The 19,031-nt window shown below is 64.1% G+C and carries 15 protein-coding genes, 1 pseudogene and 1 riboswitch; of the genes and pseudogenes, 8 read left to right on the top strand and 8 right to left on the bottom strand.

Annotated features, from left to right (window positions below; genetic code table 11):
- Positions 1-9: 9 nt before the first annotated feature.
- Positions 10-732, bottom strand: a complete 723-nt coding sequence (locus JOE60_RS16895; RefSeq protein ID WP_167268652.1) for a TetR/AcrR family transcriptional regulator — start codon at positions 730-732, stop codon at positions 10-12.
- A 116-nt stretch (positions 733-848) separates the two neighbouring features.
- Here JOE60_RS16895 and ptsP point away from each other — a divergent pair, with 116 nt between their 5' ends.
- From ptsP to JOE60_RS16915, 4 genes are all read left to right on the top strand, one after another.
- Positions 849-2,549: a phosphoenolpyruvate--protein phosphotransferase gene (ptsP, locus tag JOE60_RS16900; RefSeq protein ID WP_167268650.1), complete on the top strand. Its 1,701-nt coding sequence runs from the start codon at positions 849-851 to the stop codon at positions 2,547-2,549.
- A gap of 114 nt (positions 2,550-2,663) precedes the next feature.
- Positions 2,664-3,083 carry a helix-turn-helix domain-containing protein gene (locus tag JOE60_RS16905; RefSeq protein WP_167268648.1) on the top strand — a complete coding sequence of 140 codons (420 nt, stop codon included), beginning with the start codon at positions 2,664-2,666 and terminating at the stop codon, positions 3,081-3,083.
- Positions 3,080-3,865, top strand: coding sequence for an alpha/beta fold hydrolase (locus tag JOE60_RS16910; RefSeq protein ID WP_167268645.1), 786 nt, complete (start codon positions 3,080-3,082; stop codon positions 3,863-3,865). Before JOE60_RS16905 ends, JOE60_RS16910 begins: the two co-directional genes overlap by 4 nt.
- Positions 3,866-3,971: 106 nt before the next feature.
- Entirely contained in the window at positions 3,972-4,235 is a 264-nt protein-coding gene (locus JOE60_RS16915; protein WP_167268643.1) for a DUF6480 family protein, read from the top strand.
- 98 nt (positions 4,236-4,333) lie between these two features.
- On the opposite strand, the gene JOE60_RS16920 is transcribed toward JOE60_RS16915, so the two are convergent.
- Positions 4,334-5,404: an ATP-dependent DNA ligase gene (locus JOE60_RS16920; protein WP_167268641.1), complete on the bottom strand. Its 1,071-nt coding sequence runs from the start codon at positions 5,402-5,404 to the stop codon at positions 4,334-4,336.
- Positions 5,405-5,632: 228 nt separating this feature from the next.
- A riboswitch (cyclic di-AMP (ydaO/yuaA leader) is annotated at positions 5,633-5,779 on the top strand.
- A gap of 14 nt (positions 5,780-5,793) precedes the next feature.
- Here JOE60_RS16920 and JOE60_RS16925 point away from each other — a divergent pair.
- Positions 5,794-6,921: a hypothetical protein gene (locus JOE60_RS16925; RefSeq protein ID WP_167268639.1), complete on the top strand. Its 1,128-nt coding sequence runs from the start codon at positions 5,794-5,796 to the stop codon at positions 6,919-6,921.
- A gap of 171 nt (positions 6,922-7,092) precedes the next feature.
- Here the strand turns inward: JOE60_RS16925 and JOE60_RS16930 are convergent, their stop codons facing one another.
- On the bottom strand, positions 7,093-8,307 hold the full coding sequence (locus tag JOE60_RS16930) for a PucR family transcriptional regulator (protein ID WP_167268637.1): 1,215 nt from the start codon (positions 8,305-8,307) through the stop codon (positions 7,093-7,095).
- A 210-nt stretch (positions 8,308-8,517) separates the two neighbouring features.
- Here JOE60_RS16930 and ald point away from each other — a divergent pair, with 210 nt between their 5' ends.
- The 3 genes from ald to JOE60_RS16945 all read left to right on the top strand — a co-directional run bounded on the left by ald (position 8,518) and on the right by JOE60_RS16945 (position 11,564).
- Positions 8,518-9,636: an alanine dehydrogenase gene (gene ald / locus JOE60_RS16935; protein ID WP_167268635.1), complete on the top strand. Its 1,119-nt coding sequence runs from the start codon at positions 8,518-8,520 to the stop codon at positions 9,634-9,636.
- 284 nt (positions 9,637-9,920) lie between these two features.
- Entirely contained in the window at positions 9,921-11,033 is a 1,113-nt protein-coding gene (locus JOE60_RS16940) for a hypothetical protein (protein WP_167268633.1), read from the top strand.
- A gap of 33 nt (positions 11,034-11,066) precedes the next feature.
- Positions 11,067-11,564 carry a hypothetical protein gene (locus JOE60_RS16945; protein WP_167268630.1) on the top strand — a complete coding sequence of 166 codons (498 nt, stop codon included), beginning with the start codon at positions 11,067-11,069 and terminating at the stop codon, positions 11,562-11,564.
- On the opposite strand, the pseudogene JOE60_RS16950 reads toward JOE60_RS16945, so the two are convergent.
- The 5 genes and pseudogenes from JOE60_RS16950 to JOE60_RS16970 form a co-directional block, all read right to left on the bottom strand.
- Positions 11,530-12,576, bottom strand: a pseudogene (locus JOE60_RS16950) (Gfo/Idh/MocA family protein). The gene JOE60_RS16945 and the pseudogene JOE60_RS16950 overlap by 35 nt on opposite strands.
- Positions 12,577-12,810: 234 nt before the next feature.
- Entirely contained in the window at positions 12,811-14,538 is a 1,728-nt protein-coding gene (locus JOE60_RS16955; RefSeq protein ID WP_167268628.1) for an ABC transporter family substrate-binding protein, read from the bottom strand.
- A 75-nt stretch (positions 14,539-14,613) separates the two neighbouring features.
- Positions 14,614-16,788 carry a dipeptide ABC transporter ATP-binding protein gene (locus JOE60_RS16960; protein WP_167268626.1) on the bottom strand — a complete coding sequence of 725 codons (2,175 nt, stop codon included), beginning with the start codon at positions 16,786-16,788 and terminating at the stop codon, positions 14,614-14,616.
- Entirely contained in the window at positions 16,785-17,747 is a 963-nt protein-coding gene (locus JOE60_RS16965; protein ID WP_167268624.1) for an ABC transporter permease, read from the bottom strand. The genes JOE60_RS16960 and JOE60_RS16965 overlap by 4 nt, the downstream gene beginning before the upstream one ends.
- Positions 17,747-18,730, bottom strand: coding sequence for an ABC transporter permease (locus JOE60_RS16970; protein ID WP_167268622.1), 984 nt, complete (start codon positions 18,728-18,730; stop codon positions 17,747-17,749). The genes JOE60_RS16965 and JOE60_RS16970 overlap by 1 nt, the downstream gene beginning before the upstream one ends.
- Between the last annotated feature and the right edge of the window lie 301 nt (positions 18,731-19,031).

Consider the following 19,031-nt stretch of genomic DNA (forward strand, 5'->3'; position numbering starts at 1 on the left):
AGAACAGCTTTAGGAGCTGCTGGAAATGCGGTGAAGCCACTCAAGGAACAGCTTCAATTCAGAGCTGGACAGTTGGTCCGAATGCGAGGCCTGCAGTGCCGCATTCAGGGCGATTGCCGCAACAACTACCGAGGACTTTCCGGAGTCCTCTGCTGCGGCGCCACGGGCGGTTTCCGTGGAGACGGCAAAAACCATGGAATCCCGGGTCATCGTTGAGAGCTCGAGATTCCTTTCTTCCACCGGTTCTGCAATCAACATGAGCGTGACGCCCACGTTGGCTGCCAGGATGCTGCGTGCCGCTTCGCGGGGCGGCACGTTGATCTGACCGGCAATGGCGGCTTTGTTCAGCATTTCCTCCAGAAGCGCCTCGGCATCGGCCACGATTGCGGGGCGGCTTTCCGGCCGGATATTGCCGAACATCACCAGATAAAGATGGGGTTGGGTCAGCCCGAACTGGACGTGGTTGTCCCACATCCGCCGGACATCTTCCAAGGGCTCCCCGGACGGTGCAAAATCGCGCTCACCCGCCACATACTCCTCAAAGCCGGCGGAAACGACGGCGTCAAAGAGCCCTTCTTTGTCTCCAAAGTGGTGGTAGAGCGTGGGCGCCGTAACACCGGCAAGCTTGGTGATCTGACGCGTTGAGACCGCTGACCCTTCCGAATTCGCCAGCAATTCGGCAGCTGCGCGAAGCAACCGAATTTTGGGCGGAAGCTGGTCATCGAAACTCATAACCGCTACCCTAGCACCTATAGCGTTGCTATATGAAGTAGCTCACAAGAGTTATTTTGGGGCTCCCGGTGCCGTTGCCGGAGGGCCTGAACCAACCAGCAGGAACAGAGGATTCAGTGCAGAATTTCCAAGGCGTAGGGGTAAGCCCTGGCCGCATCATTGGTTCCGTCCGCCAGATGCCCAAGCCGGTGAGCGAACCGCCGTCGGGCGAGCGCCTGGCTGCAGATACCTCCGCAGAGGACGCAGTGGCGGGCCTGAAGACCGCCGCCCAGTCCGTCCACGACGAGCTCAAGGCCCGCGCCGAATCCGCCAGCGGTGACGGCAAGGCCGTTCTGGAAGCCACAGCACTGATGGCCAAGGACACCATGCTCCTCAAGTCGGCCGCAAAGCTGGTCAACGCGGGCACCTCGGCGGAACGCGCCATCTGGGAAGCCGGCGCCTCTGTTTCGGAAATGCTGCACAACCTCGGCGGCTACATGGCAGAGCGTGCCACGGACGTGCTGGACGTGCGCGCGCGGATCGTCGCGGCACTGCGCGGCGTGCCTGCCCCGGGCATCCCGTCCGCGGATGCGCCCTTCATCCTGGTGGCCGAAGACCTGGCGCCCGCTGACACTGCCACCCTTGACCCCGCCAAGGTACTGGCCCTGGTCACCTCCGGAGGCGGCCCCCAGTCCCACACCGCCATCATCGCCCGGTCCCTTGGCCTGCCCGCCGTAGTTGCCGCCCACGGTGTGGACACCGTGGGCGACGGCACCGAGGTTTACGTGGACGGCGCCGCCGGAACCGTCACCCTGGAACCTTCAGAGGAACAGCGTTCCTCCGCGAGCGCCTGGGCCGAAACCTCCGCAACCCTGGCCGAATTCGACGGAAACGGCACGACGGCGGATGGTCACCTGGTGCCGCTCCTCGCCAACGTTGGTGGAGCCAAGGATGCCGTGGCGGCTGCCGCCCTGGGCGCCCAGGGTGTTGGCCTGTTCCGCACCGAGTTCTGCTTCCTGGAGCGCGACACCGAGCCATCCGTGGAGGAGCAAGCCGCAGCCTACAAGGCCGTATTTGATGCCTTCCCGGGCAAAAAAGTGGTGCTTCGCACCCTCGATGCCGGCGCGGACAAGCCCCTCCCCTTCCTGACCGATGCCACCGAACCCAACCCCGCGTTGGGTGTGCGCGGCTACCGCACCGACTTCACCACTCCCGGCGTCCTTGAGCGCCAGTTGGAGGCAATCGCACGCGCAGCGTCCGGCTCCGAGGCCGATGTGTGGGTCATGGCACCCATGATCTCCACAGCCGCCGAGGCCGCACATTTCGCCTCGCTCTGCGCCGCCGCCGGGATCCAGACGCCGGGCGTCATGGTGGAGGTTCCCTCCGCAGCACTGACGTCCGCCACCGTGCTGAAGGAAGTCGGGTTTGCCTCCCTGGGCACCAATGACCTCACCCAGTACGCCATGGCAGCCGACCGCCAGCTGGGCCCCCTCGCCGAGCTCAACACCCCGTGGCAGCCTGCTGTTCTCCGGCTGGTCCAGCTCACCGTGGAAGGTTCCGTCCAGGAAGGCTCGGGCCGTGGCGGCTCGGCCAAACCCGTCGGCGTGTGTGGTGAAGCGGCCGCTGATCCGGCGCTCGCCGTCGTCCTTACCGGGCTGGGCGTGACCACACTGTCCATGACCGCGCGATCGTTGGCCGCGGTTGGCACGGTACTGAAAACCGTCAGCCTGGAGCAGGCACAGGAACTGGCGCAGCTGGCCCTGTCCGCCCCCAGCGCCACCGAAGCACGCGACTGGGTCCGCGCCAAGCTCCCCGTGCTGGAAGAGATGGGCCTCTGACGTCCAACGCCAGCCCCTTTCGACGGCTTGCTGCGGATAAGACGGTAGGAGTCGTCTGATCCGCAGCGAAGCGTCGAAATGGGTGCCACGCTGCCGTCAGGCTAGGCTTCTGCCATGGCATTGATAGCTCCCCGCGTCACGGCAGGCCTACCCGCCGATGATGCCCGGAACCTGGCGCGTTCCCTGCAGGACAGCAACGACATCACCGTGTTTGTGGACGGGACTGTCCACCGCCTCCCCGACGAGGCGAGGGACGCCGTCGTCGATCTCCTGGCGCGGCTGGGCCGGGGCGAAACGGTGACGGTCAGCAGCGTGGAGGAAATGCTCACCACCTCCCAGGCGGCCGAGCTCGCCGGAATTTCGCACACGTTCCTGCGCAACATGACTGACCGGGGCGAGATTCCGGTGGAATACCGGGGCACGCATCGGCGGATCCGCCAGGCGGCCATCATGGAGTGGCTGGCGGCGCAGAAGAAGAAGCGGGCCCAGGAGGACGCCGCCCCGGAAGCTACCGACCAGCAGGGCAACGAGTGACCTCCTTCCGCTCGGCCGACGTTGAGGTCCGCGGCCTGACCGGGCGGATCCTGTGGCTGGACGGGACACCTGCCGCGGATCCGGAGTCCACGGAGGGGCCCGCGTATGTACTGATCCATGGCATCGGAGTTTCGCACCGGTACATGGCGCGGCTCCATGCTGGCCTGGCGGCCAGTGCGCCCACCTTTTCCCTGGATCTTCCCGGTTTTGGGGGCACGCCCAAGCCCGGCCACCAACTCCAGGTTGAGGATTACGGCGCGTTTATCGCCGAGGCATTGGCCGCTCGGGGAATCGACTCCTACATTCTGGTGGGCCATTCCATGGGTGCCCAGTTCGCCATAGAGGCCGCGTTGCATGCACCGGAACGGGTTCAGCGGTTGGTGCTGATGGGCCCGGTGGTGGACTCGCGGCACAAGAACGTCTTCCAGCAATCCCTGGCCCTGACGCTGGACGGGTTGCTGAGGGAGAGTGCGTCCTCCAACTGGATCGTGGTGTCCGATTACTTCCGCTGTGGGCCCCGCTGGTACCTCACCGAAGTGCCGGTGATGATGCAGTACCCCACCGAGAAGCGGCTTGCCGGAGTCACGGCACCCGTGCTGGTCCTCCGCGGCAGCAGGGACCAGGTTGCGGGTCCGGAATGGTCATTGCGGCTGTCCAGGTGCGTCGCGTACGGGCGCTTGGTGGAGATTTCGGGGGTTGGTCACGTTGCGCAGCACATGCGGCCCAAGGCAGTGGCGGACGCCATCCGGAGTTTCGTCGCTGCCGCTCCGCATCACAACTGATCACGACGCCGGTACCCGCCACTGGCCCACTTGTTGCCTTTGGTTCGGGCAGGCTAGGCTGGCCGGGCAAGCTAAATAGTAAGTCTGCTTACGAAAGGGTTTGACCATGACCAGCAATGACCCGGAAAACGATCCCCAGGCCTTCGGAGTGAGCGGAGCCACCGGACCATTCGACACTACGTCCGACGCTGACAGCATCCACGAAGACCCCGACATGCGACAGGACGAGGATGAGGATCCCGCTGCCTCGGCAAACCCGGACCCCATGGATGGGAACATCACCGGCCTGGAACCCGGAGGCGGAGTACCCCCGGGCGAGACCCCTCCGGCCGAAGGCAGCATGAGCAGCGACCAGGGGCACGAAGAGTAGCAGGGCGCTGGGCAGCAATTCCGTTGCTGAGCCGCTGCCACGTCGCCGGGCAGCAACGTGGCAGCGGGCCGGCAACGTTTTAGCGGGCCGGCACCGCCTCAGTCTTTGGGCAGGTTCAGGATCTCGGCAAGATCGTAATCAGCAGGCTCCTCCAGCTGCGAGTACGTGCAGCTCTTCGGGGTCCGGTCCGGCCGCCACCGCTTGAACTGGGTGGTGTGCCGGAACCTGTCCCCTTCCATGTAGTCGTAGCCAACCTCGATCACCAATTCAGGACGCAGCGGAACAAACGTGAAGTCCTTTCCCGCGCTCCACCGGCTTTGGCCTCCGGGCATCCTCGATCCACCGGGGGATTCATCCTGCTTGGCCCATTCACCCCAGGGATGGTCTTCCAACTCCACTTGGTACGGCTCCAACTCGGCCACCAGGGCTTCGCGCTTGGCCATCGGGAACGACGCCACCACGCCCACGTGATGCAGCTTTCCCGAGTCGTCATGCAAGCCCAGCAGCATGGAGCCCACCACCTTGGCGGTTTTGTGCCACCGGAAGCCAGCCACCACGCAGTCCGCGGTCCGCACATGCTTGGTTTTGAACATCACGCGCTTGTTGGGCTGGTAGATCCCGTCCAAAGGCTTGGACAGCACACCATCCAACCCTGCGCCCTCAAGTTGGATGAACCATTCCTTGGCCTGCTCCAGTTCCGAGACCGCCGGGGTCACGTAGACGGGAGGTTTGGCGTTTACCAGTGCCGATTCGAGGATGGCCCGACGCTCGGAGAATGGCCTGCCGGTCAGGTCTTCATCCCCCAGCGCCAGGATGTCGAAAGCCACCATGGACGCCGGGGTTTTCTCCGCCAGCATCCGCACCCTGCTGTCTGCCGGATGGATCCGCTGCTGCAAGACCTCAAATTCCAACCTGTTGCCCTGGATCAGGACAATCTCGCCGTCGATCACGCATCTGTCCGGAAGGTTCGCTGTGAAGGCCTCCACGAGTTCCGGGAAGTAGCGGGTCATGGGCTTCTCATTGCGGCTGCCCAGGACAATCTCATCACCGTCTTTGAAGATGATGGTGCGGAAGCCGTCCCATTTGGGCTCGTGATGCCCTACATCCGGGATGTCCGGGACCGACTTGGCGAGCATGGGCGGTACTGGTGGCATCACTGGCAGGTCCATAAACAATGTCTACCTGCCGGTGCCCCCCGAAGCCAGCCTTGGCCGGCGATATCTTCCCCGTGTTGCCACTCAGCGCCGGCCCCGCAGCTTATGTCATGCGGCTGCGACGGACTGTGAGACCTACCGCCCGTTACATTAATGTGACATTACTTTCCGGCTCAGGTACCGTCGTAGGGCGACCCGTATCTCCATAGGGCCGCTTCCGGACCGACGCCGAGCTCTGCCGCTGTCCGGGATCCGCCAGACCCGCGGCAGAGGCGGGGGACCCACAGTTCCCGGGCTTGGATTCCAAGCCCTCGGGGTGAAGCCGCTACGGCGGCCGGACGGCCTCGTCCGAACCCGACAGCTAACCTCGAAGGCGTTGAGAGGCAACCACCATGTCCCCAACCATGGATCAGCCACGCCGTATCCGGACTGAAGCCGAGCGCCCCAGGCCCACCGGCCGCCGTCGGGCAGCAACCACGACGCCGGACGCTGACACTGCGGGCACCCCCACCACCGCTGCGCCCACCGCCCCTGCCCCCACCACCCCTGCGCCCACCGCCCCTGCCCCCACCACCCGTGCAGCAGCGCGGGCCGCCGAACGGGCTGCAGAGCGGGAGCGCGCCCACGCCACGGCAACAGAACCAACGTCCATGGCACCAGTGGCAACAACACCCGCGTCCGAAGAGCCCGCCACAGCAGTGATCCCCGTCATCGCGGCGCGTGCAGCCGCACCGGCGCGCGAAACCACACGCGTCGAGACGCCCGGGACTGAAGTGCGCCGCAACGAAACACGCAGGGCCGTCCGTCGGGGCTCCACGGCTGCTTCGGCACCTGCCATGGCCCTGGGCCGAGAACCGCAGGCAGTGCTGCAGAAGGCCGCCTCGGTCAAGCACATGAGCCAGCGGATGGCAGTGGTGGCCGGCGCCTTGGGCCTGGCACTGACAGCCGGTGGCTTGGGTCAAGCCTTGGGCATGCCGTTCTTCGGACAGGAAACCCCGTCGCACGAGGCAGCAGGAGCGGGCCAGGACGACGCCCGCCAATCGTCATCCGCGGCCCCCGCCCCACGCGCTTCGTACGTCACGGCGGCCAGCCCGTCGGCGTCATCCCATGCCGGCCAGCCCGCAACGGTTCCCGAGGCACCCGCCGCGGTGTCGCCGTCGTCGGTCCCCACGCCGCACGTATCCTTGGCCGCACCGGTCTGGATACCGTCCGCGCAGGCAGCGGCCGCCAACCCCGCCCCTGCCGCCGCGGCGCCGGCCCAGCCATCACCGGCACCACCACAGCCTGCCCCCGCTCCGGGTGACGTCCCGTCGGACACCATCACCACGCCGCCGGCGCCTACGGTTGCTCCAACGCCCACCACGCCGCCGACACCCACGGTTGCACCAACACCAACACCGACTCCCACCCCTACCGTCACCCAGACACCCAAACCCCGCCCCAGCGGGAAGCCGAGCACTGAAAGCGCGCCCGTTGCGCCCCAGGGCAGCCTTCAGTCGCTCCTCGAGGCGGCCAAGAAGACGACCGGATGAGCACGCCGTTGCCCGCTTTTGGGCGCCAGGACCCCCGCACAGCGCCTGTGGGCTGGCATGGCAGGTACTGCAGGAGCAGCCGGACGGCAACATTCCGGCTCCGGAGGGGCCGGTGGAGCTGCCAGCGACTCCGGCGGTCCTAGAATCCCCGGATCCTGGAATCCTGGGATCCTAGATCCTGGGTCTTCCAGCCCATCGGCGCGCCTTCAACGCGGCGTGCAGCTCAAGCCGGATGGCGCCGCTCAACGGCTCTGCCCCGATGATTTGGCGGATCCGTCCCAGGCGGTTGTAGATACTGCTCCGGTGGAGGTGCAGTTTGGCGGCGACGTCCTGCACTGAGCCGTCATTGTCGTACAGCAGCTCCAGGACGGGGAGCAGCTCGCCGTTTTTGTCCTGGTCCTCCAGGGTCCGGAAATGGACCGACCCGGTGTCGTCCCAGCCTCCGGGTGCCACCAGCCGGTCGAACAGTTGGTAGACCCCCACCGTCCTGCTGTCCACGAGCTCGCCAAGAACCGCGTCCACGGCGGCGGCCTGGGCGGCCACCTTGGACTGCCGGTACGCGCCGGCGAGCTGGCGGATCACCTGGAAGGGCTCGCTGATGCCCAGGATCACCCGGTCCACGGATCTTCCTGCGCGTTTGGCCAGTTCCAGCTGGTAGTGCACCAGTACTTGGGCGTGGTCCGCGCGGCCTCCCGACTCCCGGAACAGCACCACCGAATGCGTCTCGGTCCCGGCGCTGAACAGGGCGGCATTGACGCCGATGGTTGACTGCAGTGCCGCGGAACGGTGCGTGAGCGTTGCCGCGATGGGGTCGACGTCGGACCCGGCACCGTCTGCGTCCAGGATGGTTACCAGCTGCCACGGGCCGCGGCCCTGGACTTCCTTCCACCCAGCTACGGCGGCCACCGCATTGGATTCCCCGCTGCAGGCCGACAGGAACTCCTGTTCCCTGCGCCGCCGGAACTCGGACTCGGCGGTGTTGGAGTCCAAGAGCAGTCCTGCCAACAGATCCAGTTCATCCCGCACACCGGGCAACTGGGCCAGGATCGCCGTCGCGCTCTGCTCCTCAAGGTCCTGCTGGACCCATAAGTAGCCCACGCGGAAGCCGCGGACCAGAAGCGGAACGCACACCCGGCCCAGCATGCCCAGGTCCTCGTTGGCCGGAACAACCACGGGCCGCACGGCTGTAGAGATGCCGTGGGAGAGCTGCCAGGCACTGACATCAGTGGGGACGCGCTTGCTGAGGAGGAAATTCACGCGGACCCGGTCTGCATGGGATTGGTTGGAACTGTAGGCCAGGAGGACGCCGTCCAGGTCTTCCAGGGAAAGGCCGCGGCCCAGTCTGGACGCCACCCGTTCCACGATCTGTTCCACGTCCTGCTGCATGCTCCACAGCGTACCAACAGCAGGCGACACCTGACGCTGCAGTACTCGACAAATGTCGAGCAACGGTTTCAATGTTCCCTGTATCCACGCGGTTTGGCGTGGAATGCGGGGGCTCAACCATGTCGCCTGCCTCACAACCGGTTTTATTCTGGAATCACAGCCCGCAGCAAATTTTTCGGCCAAAGAGGCCGCTAACGATGGAGCCAGCAGATGATCATCGGCGTCCCCAAAGAAATCAAGAACAACGAGTTCCGCGTAGCCATCACGGCTGCCGGCGTCCACGAGTTCCGCACGCACGGACACACCGTCCTGGTGGAACGGGGCGCAGGCCTGGGCTCGGGCATCACCGACGAGGAATACTCGATCGCCGGCGCCGAAATCGTCAACGAGGCCGATGACGTCTGGGGCCGCGCGGACATGGTCATGAAGGTCAAGGAGCCCATCGCTGCGGAATACCACCGCTTCCGCAAGGGCCTGATCCTCTTCACCTACCTGCACCTCGCCGCAGAACCAGAGCTCACCGCCGAGCTCATCAACTCCGGCGTCACGGCAATCGCCTACGAAACCGTGCAGGAAGGCCGGGCACTCCCGCTGCTGGCGCCGATGTCCGAGGTCGCAGGCCGCTTGTCCGTAGTAGTCGGTGCTTCTTCCCTGATGGCTCCGGCCGGCGGTAAGGGTGTCCTCCTGGGCGGAGTACCGGGCGTGCGTCCGGCCAAGGTTGTTGTCCTGGGTGCCGGCGTCGCTGGAACCAACGCTGCTGCCATGGCGCTGGGCCTCGGTGCCGATGTCACCATCATGGACATCAACATCAACCGTCTGCGCGAACTGGACGCCCTCTACCAGGGCCGCCTGAAGACCGTTGCCTCCAACGCCTACGAGATCGAGAAGTCAGTTATCGACGCAGATCTTGTGATCGGGTCCGTCCTGATCCCGGGCGCCAAGGCTCCCAAGCTGGTGACCAATGATCTGGTGGCCCGCATGAAGCCCGGCTCGGTATTGGTGGATATTGCTGTTGATCAGGGCGGCTGCTTTGAGGACACCCACGCAACCACACACCAGGAACCCACGTACAAGGTCCACAACTCGATCTTCTACTGCGTTGCCAACATGCCTGGCGCCGTTCCGAACACGTCCACGTACGCACTGACCAACGTCACCCTGCGCTACGCCGTGGCTCTTGCCAACCTGGGCGTCAAGGCCGCTTTCGACCGCGACCCCGCTTTGGCTGCCGGCCTCAACATCGCCGCAGGCCACGTGGCACACCACTCCGTTTCCGAGGCACACAACCTGCCGCTGGTGACGGACTGGCACAGCCTGGTTTCCGCCTAAGGAACCACGTACGACGGCGGGGTGCGGCTTCCACAAGAAGCCGCACCCCGCCGTCGTGGTTTAAGCCGCGGTTGTTCAGGCAGCCCTGACGCGTAATCCACAGGCTAGATCTCCCCATGGCAGCTGCTTGCCACGCCAACTATGCTCAGGGAATGCCCGGGGCCACAACGGTCGGCCGGGGTTGATGTCGCTACGTTCAGGGGATGCGTTATGGGGCTGGGTACATAATGGGGCAGGGATTGGTAGGCGCAGATGTCGGGGACCTCCGGCGGCTATCCGCAGTAATGAACTCCGAAGCAGAGAAGATCACTGCGCTTCAGAAGCAACTCAACGCTTTGGTGGTCAACGGCAACTATTGGCGCGGCAACGATGCCGATCAATTCCGCAGCACCTGGCACAGCCAGCTCTACGGGAAGCTTGGCGCCGCTGCACTGTGCCTGAAGGACAATGCCAGGGCACTGAAGCTCAACGCAGACCAGCAGGAACAAGCATCCACGCCTGGGCAAGGGCAGGGCTCCCCAGGATCCCCCGGTTTCACCTTTGGCCCCACCACCTACGGACCTGTCACCGTTGAGGGCAATGGCTCCATCGGCAGCCAGGCCACCGGCGAAGTCCATGGCACCAAAGGCCCCGGCGGATGGTCGATTGGTGGATCCGGTGAAGCCTCCACCGGCGGCGAGATGACGTGGACCGCCACCACCAGCAACGGACCGGTGGACACCACCATCACCAACGAAACGTTTATTGGTGCCCGGGCTGACGGCAAGTTTGAAGGATCCTTGCCGCTCGGCTTCGGCCTCCCGAGCGCCAGCGCCAGTGGCGAAGCGTTTGCCGGGATTGAGAACACCACCACGGTTCGGTCGGATTTCTTTGACGGCTGGGTCACCAACACCTCCACTACCCGCGCGATGACCGGAGTGGAGGCAAGCGCCCATGCCGAAGCGAGCAGCCCCTTCCTCTTTTCGGCCGGCGGCGAGGCTTTTGCCGGGCAGAAGATCACCACCACCAATGAAACCGAGTTTGCCGGTGGCCTGTTCAGTGTGGGCCAAGGCGGAGAGATCCGCGGCGGAGCCTGGGCCAGCGCCGGCGAAGGCGAGGTCAGCGTGAAGAACAAGGACGTGACCGGAACGGCGTTCAGTGCCGGAGCAGGTGCGGAGCTGACCGGGAGCCGGTATGTGGAGGTCCTGGGACAGACCCTGACTCTCAACGGGACCGTGGCCGCGGGCGCTGGCGAGGGCCACTACTTCACCGCTTCCATGGATGAGGACGGACTGACGCTCGGAGCCGGCGCCAAGATCACGGCGGAACTCGGCCTTGGCGCTGGCGGCCAGATCACCATCAGCCCCAAGGGTTTCGTGGATTCGGTCACTGGCTTCGTCGATTTCCTGAACAACTAGGCTTCGCCACCAACCTGCACCGGAAGGGCACCCATGTCTCAGCAGATTTTCCCGTCCACAGCATTTCCCGCCTACCCCGCCATCAGCCTGAACACCCCTGACGGCTGGACACGCCGGGTGGTCCCTGACGCCGTGGGGGCCCTGACTGCGCCGTCCGTGGAGGGCCGGTACACGGCGAACGTGGTCATCTCCGTGTCCCGCCGCTCCCCCGGATATCAGCTCCAGGACATCGCGGCGTCCGTGGACTCATTCCTGGACAAGCTGCCCGACGCCGTACTGCTGGGCACCGAGCCCGTGGTGATCAACGGCCGTGACTGGCATGTCCGTGAAGCGCGCTACACACATCCGGAAGCCGGGAGCCTGGCCCAGTTCACTGCTGTCACAGTGGTCAATCAGGCTACAGCCTCGGATGTTGTCCAACTGACGGGAAGCTGCCAGCCACTTGAGGGTAACGATGACCTCAAAGCCATCTACTCCGTGGTGGCCAGCACTGACATCACGCCAGGGCCCGTGCCTGCTCAATCAGCCTGAGCACGTCCACCGGGCCAGCCGGATCCACAGGCGACGGCAACGCTGAGTCCGCACCGCCGTCGTTGATTTTATCGGCCAGCAGCCGGTAGAACTCCTGATAGCTGCCGCGCTCGGTGGGAACCGTGATGCGTTGTCCGTCCGCCACCAGCGTGCCGTGCTGGTGGGACGGTTCCACGCCGTACTCCGGGTCCGTGGGCAGCCCTCCCTTGGCAAGGTATGGCTCCTGCGGGTCAGCGCCGAACTTCACGTAGCCGCCCTTGGTCCCGAGGACGCGGAAGCGGGGCCCGTGTATGTGGCTGGTCAGGTTCACGGTGACGTGGGTGACCACGCCGGAATGGTGGTTGAGTACCAGGAAGACGTCGTCGTCTGCTCTTTCCTGCGGACGGCGGGCTTGGATTTCCGCGTGCGTCACGTCCGCGGGACCAAAGAAGTGCAACGCCAGGTCCAGGACGTGGGTTCCGAGGTCAAACAGAACGCCGCCACCGTCTTCCGCGGTGGCACCGGCCTTCCATGCTTTGGCGATCTCCGGCGCCCAGCGCTCCATGCCCACGTCGAACCGGGTCACGGTGCCCAGCGTCCCGGCGTCGAGTAGTTTCTGCACCGTGAGGGCGTCCGCATCCCAGCGGCGGTTCTGATACACGGTGAGGACCCGGCCCAGGTGTGCCGCCAGCTGGATCAGTTCCTCCCCTTGGGCGCTCTGGGTCACGAAAGGCTTATCGACGACGACGTCCAGCCCCGCCTCCAGCGCGGCCTTGGCCAGCGGGTAGTGGGTGGCTGGCGGGGTCCCGAGCACCACCAGGTCCAGTTGATCGGCATGGGTCAGGATGTCCTGTGGCGTTTCGACGATTCGTGCCTCCGGGTACCGCTCCTTGGCGTTACCTTGCCGGGCCCCGTCCGAGGTGGCGATCATGGCGAGCTGATAGGCCGGGTTGGCGTGGATGAAAGGCGCGTGGAAGACGCTGCCCGACTATCCAAAGCCTGCTACTGCGGTACGGATCGGCGTTGAAGTCATGCCCTCAGGTTAGATCAGCAGGCCGCGCGGCGGTGGGCGGGATGTGAGAGAGCGACCGGTTAAACCCGGCGGGATGTGAGAGAGCGACCGGTTAAACCCGGCGGGATGTGAGAGAGCGACCGGTTAAACCCGGCGGGATGTGAGAGAGCGACCATGGCGAAGGCCGGGAACCTTCCCCAAACCTTGTGAAAAGTTGGGGTGGTTCCCGGCCTTCAGGAAACTACAGCGGGAGGGCTATTTCTTGGCGCCCTTTTCCCAGCCGAGGGTGGTCCAGTCCGGAACGTTGGACAGGCTCTTGAACAGGGACGGGCCGTAGTTGGCAAGTCCGGTGCGCACAAACTGGATCTCCGGGCCGTTCAGCACGGTACCCATGGAGTAGTACTTCTCCATGTGCTTCTTCTCTACCTCCATGGCGGCCTTATTGCGCTCTTTGTCATCGGAGATGGTTGCGAGGCGCTTGATTTCAGCGTCCAGCTCAGCATCGCCGAGGCCGTTCTCGTTGGTTTCGGAATCGTAGTACTGCTTCACGGCGTCGGTGGCGTCCGGGCCTACGGTGTAACCGGAGATGGTCACATCGAACTCGCGTCCACCAATGACCTTGCCGAAGTCGGCGTCACCACGCTGGTCGATGGAAACATCCATGCCGGCTGCTTGGAGCTGCTTCTGCAGGGTCTGCGAGGTGGCAGCGGAGGTGGGGTCATCACCGAAGTTCGTGATCTTGAAGGACACAGGAGTTCCGTCCTTGGCCATGATGCCCTTGTCGTTGGCCGTGTAGCCGGCGTCGGTCAGGACCTTCTTGGCAGCTTCGGCGCCAGTGTCCTTCACGGGGTAGTTGTCCTGGTAGTACTCGGAGAACGGCATGAGCATCATGGAGCCCGAGCTTTCTTCCGACCAGTTCAGGCCGTTGAAGCGCACATCGCGGATGGCTTTACGGTCCACGGCCGTGAAGATTGCCTTACGGACGGCCACGTCGGTCAGTGCCGGACGCTTGGCGTTCAGGTTCAGGCCACCAGCGAACAGGCGCTGACCGCGGCGGACCTCGGAGTTGGTGGTTCCTTCGAGCTGCTTGTAGCGGCCCAGCGTGCGGCCGTTTGCTGCGTCGATTTCACCGTTCTTGAACGCAGCGATGGTTGCGCTGGGTTCCATCTGACGCCAGATGACCTTGTCCAGAACCGGCTTCTGGCCCCACCACTTGTCGTTGGGAACCATGGTGACGGTCTTGGCCGTGGTGTCGTAGTTCTCCACCTTGAACGGACCTGCCATCCATTCGGGGTGCATGTTGCCCGCAAATCCGGTGTTGAAGATTTCCGGGGTGTTGATGGCCGGGTGGATCAGGCCGAAGAACAGGCCCTCCAGCGGGAAGACGGGCTGGGTGGTGGTGACAATGACTTCTTTGTCGTTGGCCCCTGCTTTGACGGAGTCCACAAAAGCGTAAGCACCGGCGCTTACGATGTCGATGGACTTGTCCTCACCGCGGAGCATCTTCCAGGTGTTCTCGAAGGTCTTGACGTCGATGGGGGTCCCATCGTTCCACGTCGCTTTGTCGTTGATCTTGATGGTGACGGTCTGCTTGCCGTCCTTGACTTCGCTCTTGACGTCTTCGCAGAAGTCCTTGTTGGGCTCTGCCTTGCCGTCGAAGTCCAACTTCCAGCAACCGCCGATGCCGCCGCTGTTGATGGACGCGGTGTTGATGGGCGTCATCAGTGCGGAGTTGTCGGCGCTGTTGCCCACATTGGAGAACCCGTTGAAGTCGGGACCAATGCTGCCCACAGCCAAAGTGACCGTGCCACCCTGCTCCAGGTCCTTGGCTTCCTTGGCGTTGACGCTGATCAGCTTGCTGATGTCGCCGCCGCTCTCTTCGGCCTTCTGGGAGGCCGGACCCGACGGCGTTCCCCCGCCGCAAGCGGTGAGCATGAGCGTTGCTGCGAGCGCTACGCCACCGATCGTCGTGTACTTCTTCATGGTTTGCCCTTCATGTTTACGACTAAAAAATCTTTGCGAGTTGAGACCGGAATTTATTCGTTGCGTCATATGTCGTCAGGCATGCACCACCAGCATGTCGGCATCTATCTCTCCATCCGGGTAGAAGCATGCGAAGTCCTGCGACCCCTCGGAAGCCAGTGGCGGCTCCAGACTAAGGCACTTCTCCTGCTTTGCCGCGGGAAGCGCGGCGAATACCGGGCAACGCGTGGCGAAGTTGCATCCCTTGGGCGCATCCAGCGGGCTGGGGAGGTCGCCTTGCAGGATGATGCGTTCGCGGGTGCGCTCCAGGTTGGGATCCGGAACAGGAATGGCTGACAGCAGGGCCCGGGTGTAGGGGTGGCGCGGATTGTCGAAGACATCGTCCACGTGCCCGGTTTCCACGATCTTGCCCAGGTACATCACGGCCACACGGTCCGAAATGTGGCGGACCACTGAGAGGTCGTGGGCCACCATCAGGTAGCTCAGGCCCAGCTCCGCACGGAGCTTGTCCAGCAGGTTGATCACGCCGGCCTGGACGGAGACGTCCAACGCGGACACCGGCTCATCCAGGACCACCAGCTTGGGGTTGACCGCCAGTGCACGGGCAATGCCGATGCGTTGCCGCTGGCCGCCGGAGAACTGGTTGGGGAAGCGGTTCACGTGGTCCGGCTGCAGGCCCACCAGCTTCATGAGCTCCATGATGCGTTTCTTGATGGCGGCCTTGGGCATGCCCAGGTTTTCCAGCGGCTCGGCCAGGACTTCGTACACCGTGAAGCGCGGATCCAATGCGCCGGTGGGGTCCTGGAACACCATCTGCATTTCTTTACGCATGGCCATGGTGGTCTTGTGGTCGGTGGCTGCCTTGTTGCTGACGCCGCCAATCACCACTTCGCCCACCTGGTCCGGATGGAATTCCATGATTTCCAACAGGGTGGTTGTCTTGCCGCACCCTGATTCGCCAACGATCGAGACGCATTCGCCTTCGCGGATGTCGAAGCTCAAACCATCCACGGCCTTGACCGTGCCGATCCGCCGCTTGATCAGCGCGCCTTTGAGCAGCGGGAAGTGCTTTTTGACGTCCTTGAGCTCCAGGACCTTTTCGCGCTCAAGGCGGGGAACGCCGTCGAACTTTGATACCGGCTTTTCCGGCGCGCGGAAGATCTTGTGCGCATCAGCGTCGCCGGACAGCTGTTCAGCTTTGATGCAGGCTGCTTTGTGCTTCAGCGCCTGTTCCGCTGCGCCGGCGGTTGCCGTGCCGGGAACGGGGAAGAGCTCCGGTTCGCCGTCCAAGCAGGCGTCGCTGACCATGGGGCAGCGCGGCGCGAAGGAGCATCCGGTGACGGGCAGCGCAAGGTTTGGCGGGGTGCCCTCGATGGGAACCAAGGACTGCTTGTCCGAGGAATCCACACGCGGCACGGCGCCCAGCAAGCCCAGTGTGTAGGGCATCCGCGGGTTGTAGTAGATGTCCTCAACGGAGCCGGTTTCCACCGGCTTTCCGGCGTACATCACCATGATGTCGTCCGCCATGCCGGCCACCACGCCGAGGTCGTGCGTGATCATCACGACGGCAGCGCCGGTTTCCTCCTGCGCCTTGTGCAGGACCTCCAGCACCTGCGCCTGGATGGTGACGTCCAGGGCGGTGGTGGGTTCGTCGGCAATCAGGACCCGGGGGTCGTTGGCGATGGCGATGGCGATCATGACGCGCTGGCGCATGCCGCCGGAAAATTCGTGCGGGAAGGCCTTCAGCCGGTCCTTCGGGCTGGGGATGCCGACCATCCGGAGGAGGTCGACGGCGCGGGCTTCTTTGGCCTGCTTGCTCATGGAGGCGTTGTGAACGGTCAGTGCCTCGATGATCTGGTGGCCCACCGTGTACACGGGGGTCAGCGAGGACAGCGGGTCCTGGAACACCATGGCGATGTCGCTGCCGCGGTGCTTGCACATGGCTTTATCGCTGAGCCCCAGCAGTTCCTTGCCCTTGTAGCGGACGGATCCGGTGATGTCCGCGGTCTCCGGGAGCAGCCCCATGATGGCCATGGAGGTGACCGATTTACCCGAGCCGGACTCGCCCACAATGCCCAGGGTCTTGCCTGGCATGAGGTCGAAGTCCACGCCACGGACCGCATGGACCACACCGTTTTCCGAGTTGAAGCGGACGTTGAGGTCGCGCACGCTCAGGACGGCGTCGCCTGGTGCATACAGTCCTGCGTCGCGGAGGCGCTCGGCGGGGTTCTGGGAGGTGTTGGTGCTCATTTGGTGATCTTCTTCGCAGTCTTGGTCTTCGCCCGGCCCACGGAACTTGAGCTGGGATCGAAAGCGTCACGGAGGCCATCGTTCATCATGGCCAGTGAACCGGTCAGCAGGAACATGACGGTGAGCGGCACCCAGAACATCCAAGGGAACGAGGAAACCTGCCCCGTTGCCTGCCCGATCAGGACACCCAGGCTGACGTCCGGAAGTTTGATGCCAATGCCGATGAAGGAGAAAGCCACTTCGGCCAGGATCGCACCGGTGATGCCGCGGGTGAAGTCCAGCACCAGCAGGGAGCCGATGTTGGGGACCAGGTGGCGCCACACGATCCGGCGGGACGGGACACCCATGTACTTTGCCGCCTTGACGTAATCGCGTTGCATCAGCGACATGGACAGGGAACGCACCAACCGGGCGGTTCCCATCCAGCTGAAGAACAGCAGGACGACGATCAGCAAAAGCCAGCTGGGAAGGTCCTTGAGACCGCCGCTGCCGCTGGTTGCCACGGCCACCACCAGGATGGCGGGCATCATGATCAGGGCTTCCAGGATGAACAACATGGTGGCATCCACTTTGCCGCCGAAGAAAGCCATGGTGCAGCCATAGACGGCTGAGATCAGAACGGACACGCCGCCCACAATCAGGCCGATGAGGATGGAGGTTCGGGTGCCGTCAACGATCAGCGCCATCAGGTCTATGCCGGCCTGGGTTGTGCCCAGGAGGTGATCCGGGGACGGGGGCATGCCGATGTTGTAGGGATCCAGGGTGTCCTTGTCCCAAGGGGTCAGGAATCCGCCGAAGATGGAGAACAGGAAAAGCGCCAGGAAGATGAACAAACCGGCGACGGCGGTCCGGTTCCGCATGAAGCGGCGGAAGATGATCCGGGACTTCCCAATGACAACGTCCTGGTCCGCCACCCTGGACTCGTCGATTTCGGCGATGGGATCAATGATGTTTGTCATTACTGGACCCTCACTCGTGGATCGACCAGCGTGGTGGCGAAGTCGGCAAGGATGGCGCCGATCGCGAAGATCACCGAACCGTAGGCCAACGTGGCCGTAGCGACGTTGACGTCCTGGAGTCCGATTGCCTGGATGCTCCACAGGCCGATGCCCGGCCAGGCAAAGATGGCCTCGGCGAAGAACCCGCCGGTGAAGATCGCAGGGATGGTGAAGGCAATGCTTTGGGCCACCGGGATGAAGGAGACGCGGAGCGCGTGCTTACGGATGGCCTGGTTGCGGGTGAGGCCTTTGGCGCGGGCTGTGCGGACAAAGTCGGCGTTGACGTTGTCCAGCAGGTACTGGCGCTGTGCGATCTGGTAGCCGGCCCAACCAAAGATGGTCATCGCGAAGGTGGGCACGGCGTAGTGGGCCACCAGGTCAACGAACGCCGGCCAACCGGGGTCGATTCCCGGCGTCGAAATTCCTGTGACGAAGAAGATGCGCTGCCCAACGGTTTCGTTGATGCTGATCGCTCCGAGCTGCACAAGGAAGTAGGCGATGGGCGCCGGGAGGATGTGGACGAGGTAGCTGTAGGACGTGATGGCACGGTCCTGGAACTTGTATTGCCGGGCCGCGGAGTAGACACCCAAGGCAACGCCGATGATCAGGGTAAGGATGATCGAGGCGATGAACAGCCTGGTGGACACCAGGACGCGGTCCGCGAACTCGGCGTTGACGAATGCGCCGTTGGGGCTGCGTCCCCAGTCCCACCGGGTAATGATCCCGCCGAGCCACTGAACGTACCGTTCCCAGGGGTTCAGCTCCGGGTCGAGGCCCAGGCCGCGGAACGACGCAGCTACTTGTTCGGGGGTGGGCCGCGGAATTTTCTCCTGCTCGAGGACCGCCGGCTTGAGCGACGTGACCGCCAGGAAGTAACCGGCACTTGTGGTCAGGAAGATCATGATCAGGTAGATTCCCGACCGCTTCATCAGATATTTCAGCATGTCGGGTGGCTGCCCCGAATCGTGGCAAAACTCAAAGCTCGTCCTTCCGCGGTTCCCGGCTGTGGCCGGCGTCAGCTACGAATTGGCGCAGCGGTTGTTGGGTCCCCCGCACCCCTTCAGTGTGATCACCAACCGTGTATGGCATGCGTCACATTCAAGAGGAGACTACCACAATAACTGCTTCACGTTTTGCTTCAAGACGGTCGGTTTCGCGCCTGCGGCCAGATTGTTATGTGCAGACTGCGTCACGATCAGCGGTGTTGCGGCACTTGTGCGGGGGCGGCGGCGGGATGGCGCGCGG

Source organism: Paenarthrobacter ilicis, assembly GCF_016907545.1.
GTDB lineage: Bacteria > Actinomycetota > Actinomycetes > Actinomycetales > Micrococcaceae > Arthrobacter > Arthrobacter ilicis.

Coding starts and splice junctions, on each gene's coding strand:
- JOE60_RS16895 (WP_167268652.1), bottom strand. CDS start 732: ATGAGTTTCGATGACCAGCTTCCGCCCAAAATTCGGTTGCTTCGCGCA.
- JOE60_RS16930 (WP_167268637.1), bottom strand. CDS start 8,307: ATGCAGCAGGACGTGGAACAGATCGTGGAACGGGTGGCGTCCAGACTG.
- JOE60_RS16940 (WP_167268633.1), top strand. CDS start 9,921: ATGAACTCCGAAGCAGAGAAGATCACTGCGCTTCAGAAGCAACTCAAC.
- JOE60_RS16945 (WP_167268630.1), top strand. CDS start 11,067: ATGTCTCAGCAGATTTTCCCGTCCACAGCATTTCCCGCCTACCCCGCC.
- JOE60_RS16905 (WP_167268648.1), top strand. CDS start 2,664: ATGGCATTGATAGCTCCCCGCGTCACGGCAGGCCTACCCGCCGATGAT.
- JOE60_RS16965 (WP_167268624.1), bottom strand. CDS start 17,747: ATGACAAACATCATTGATCCCATCGCCGAAATCGACGAGTCCAGGGTG.
- JOE60_RS16960 (WP_167268626.1), bottom strand. CDS start 16,788: ATGAGCACCAACACCTCCCAGAACCCCGCCGAGCGCCTCCGCGACGCA.
- JOE60_RS16920 (WP_167268641.1), bottom strand. CDS start 5,404: ATGGACCTGCCAGTGATGCCACCAGTACCGCCCATGCTCGCCAAGTCG.
- JOE60_RS16955 (WP_167268628.1), bottom strand. CDS start 14,538: ATGAAGAAGTACACGACGATCGGTGGCGTAGCGCTCGCAGCAACGCTC.
- ald (WP_167268635.1), top strand. CDS start 8,518: ATGATCATCGGCGTCCCCAAAGAAATCAAGAACAACGAGTTCCGCGTA.
- JOE60_RS16915 (WP_167268643.1), top strand. CDS start 3,972: ATGACCAGCAATGACCCGGAAAACGATCCCCAGGCCTTCGGAGTGAGC.
- JOE60_RS16970 (WP_167268622.1), bottom strand. CDS start 18,730: ATGCTGAAATATCTGATGAAGCGGTCGGGAATCTACCTGATCATGATC.
- JOE60_RS16925 (WP_167268639.1), top strand. CDS start 5,794: ATGGATCAGCCACGCCGTATCCGGACTGAAGCCGAGCGCCCCAGGCCC.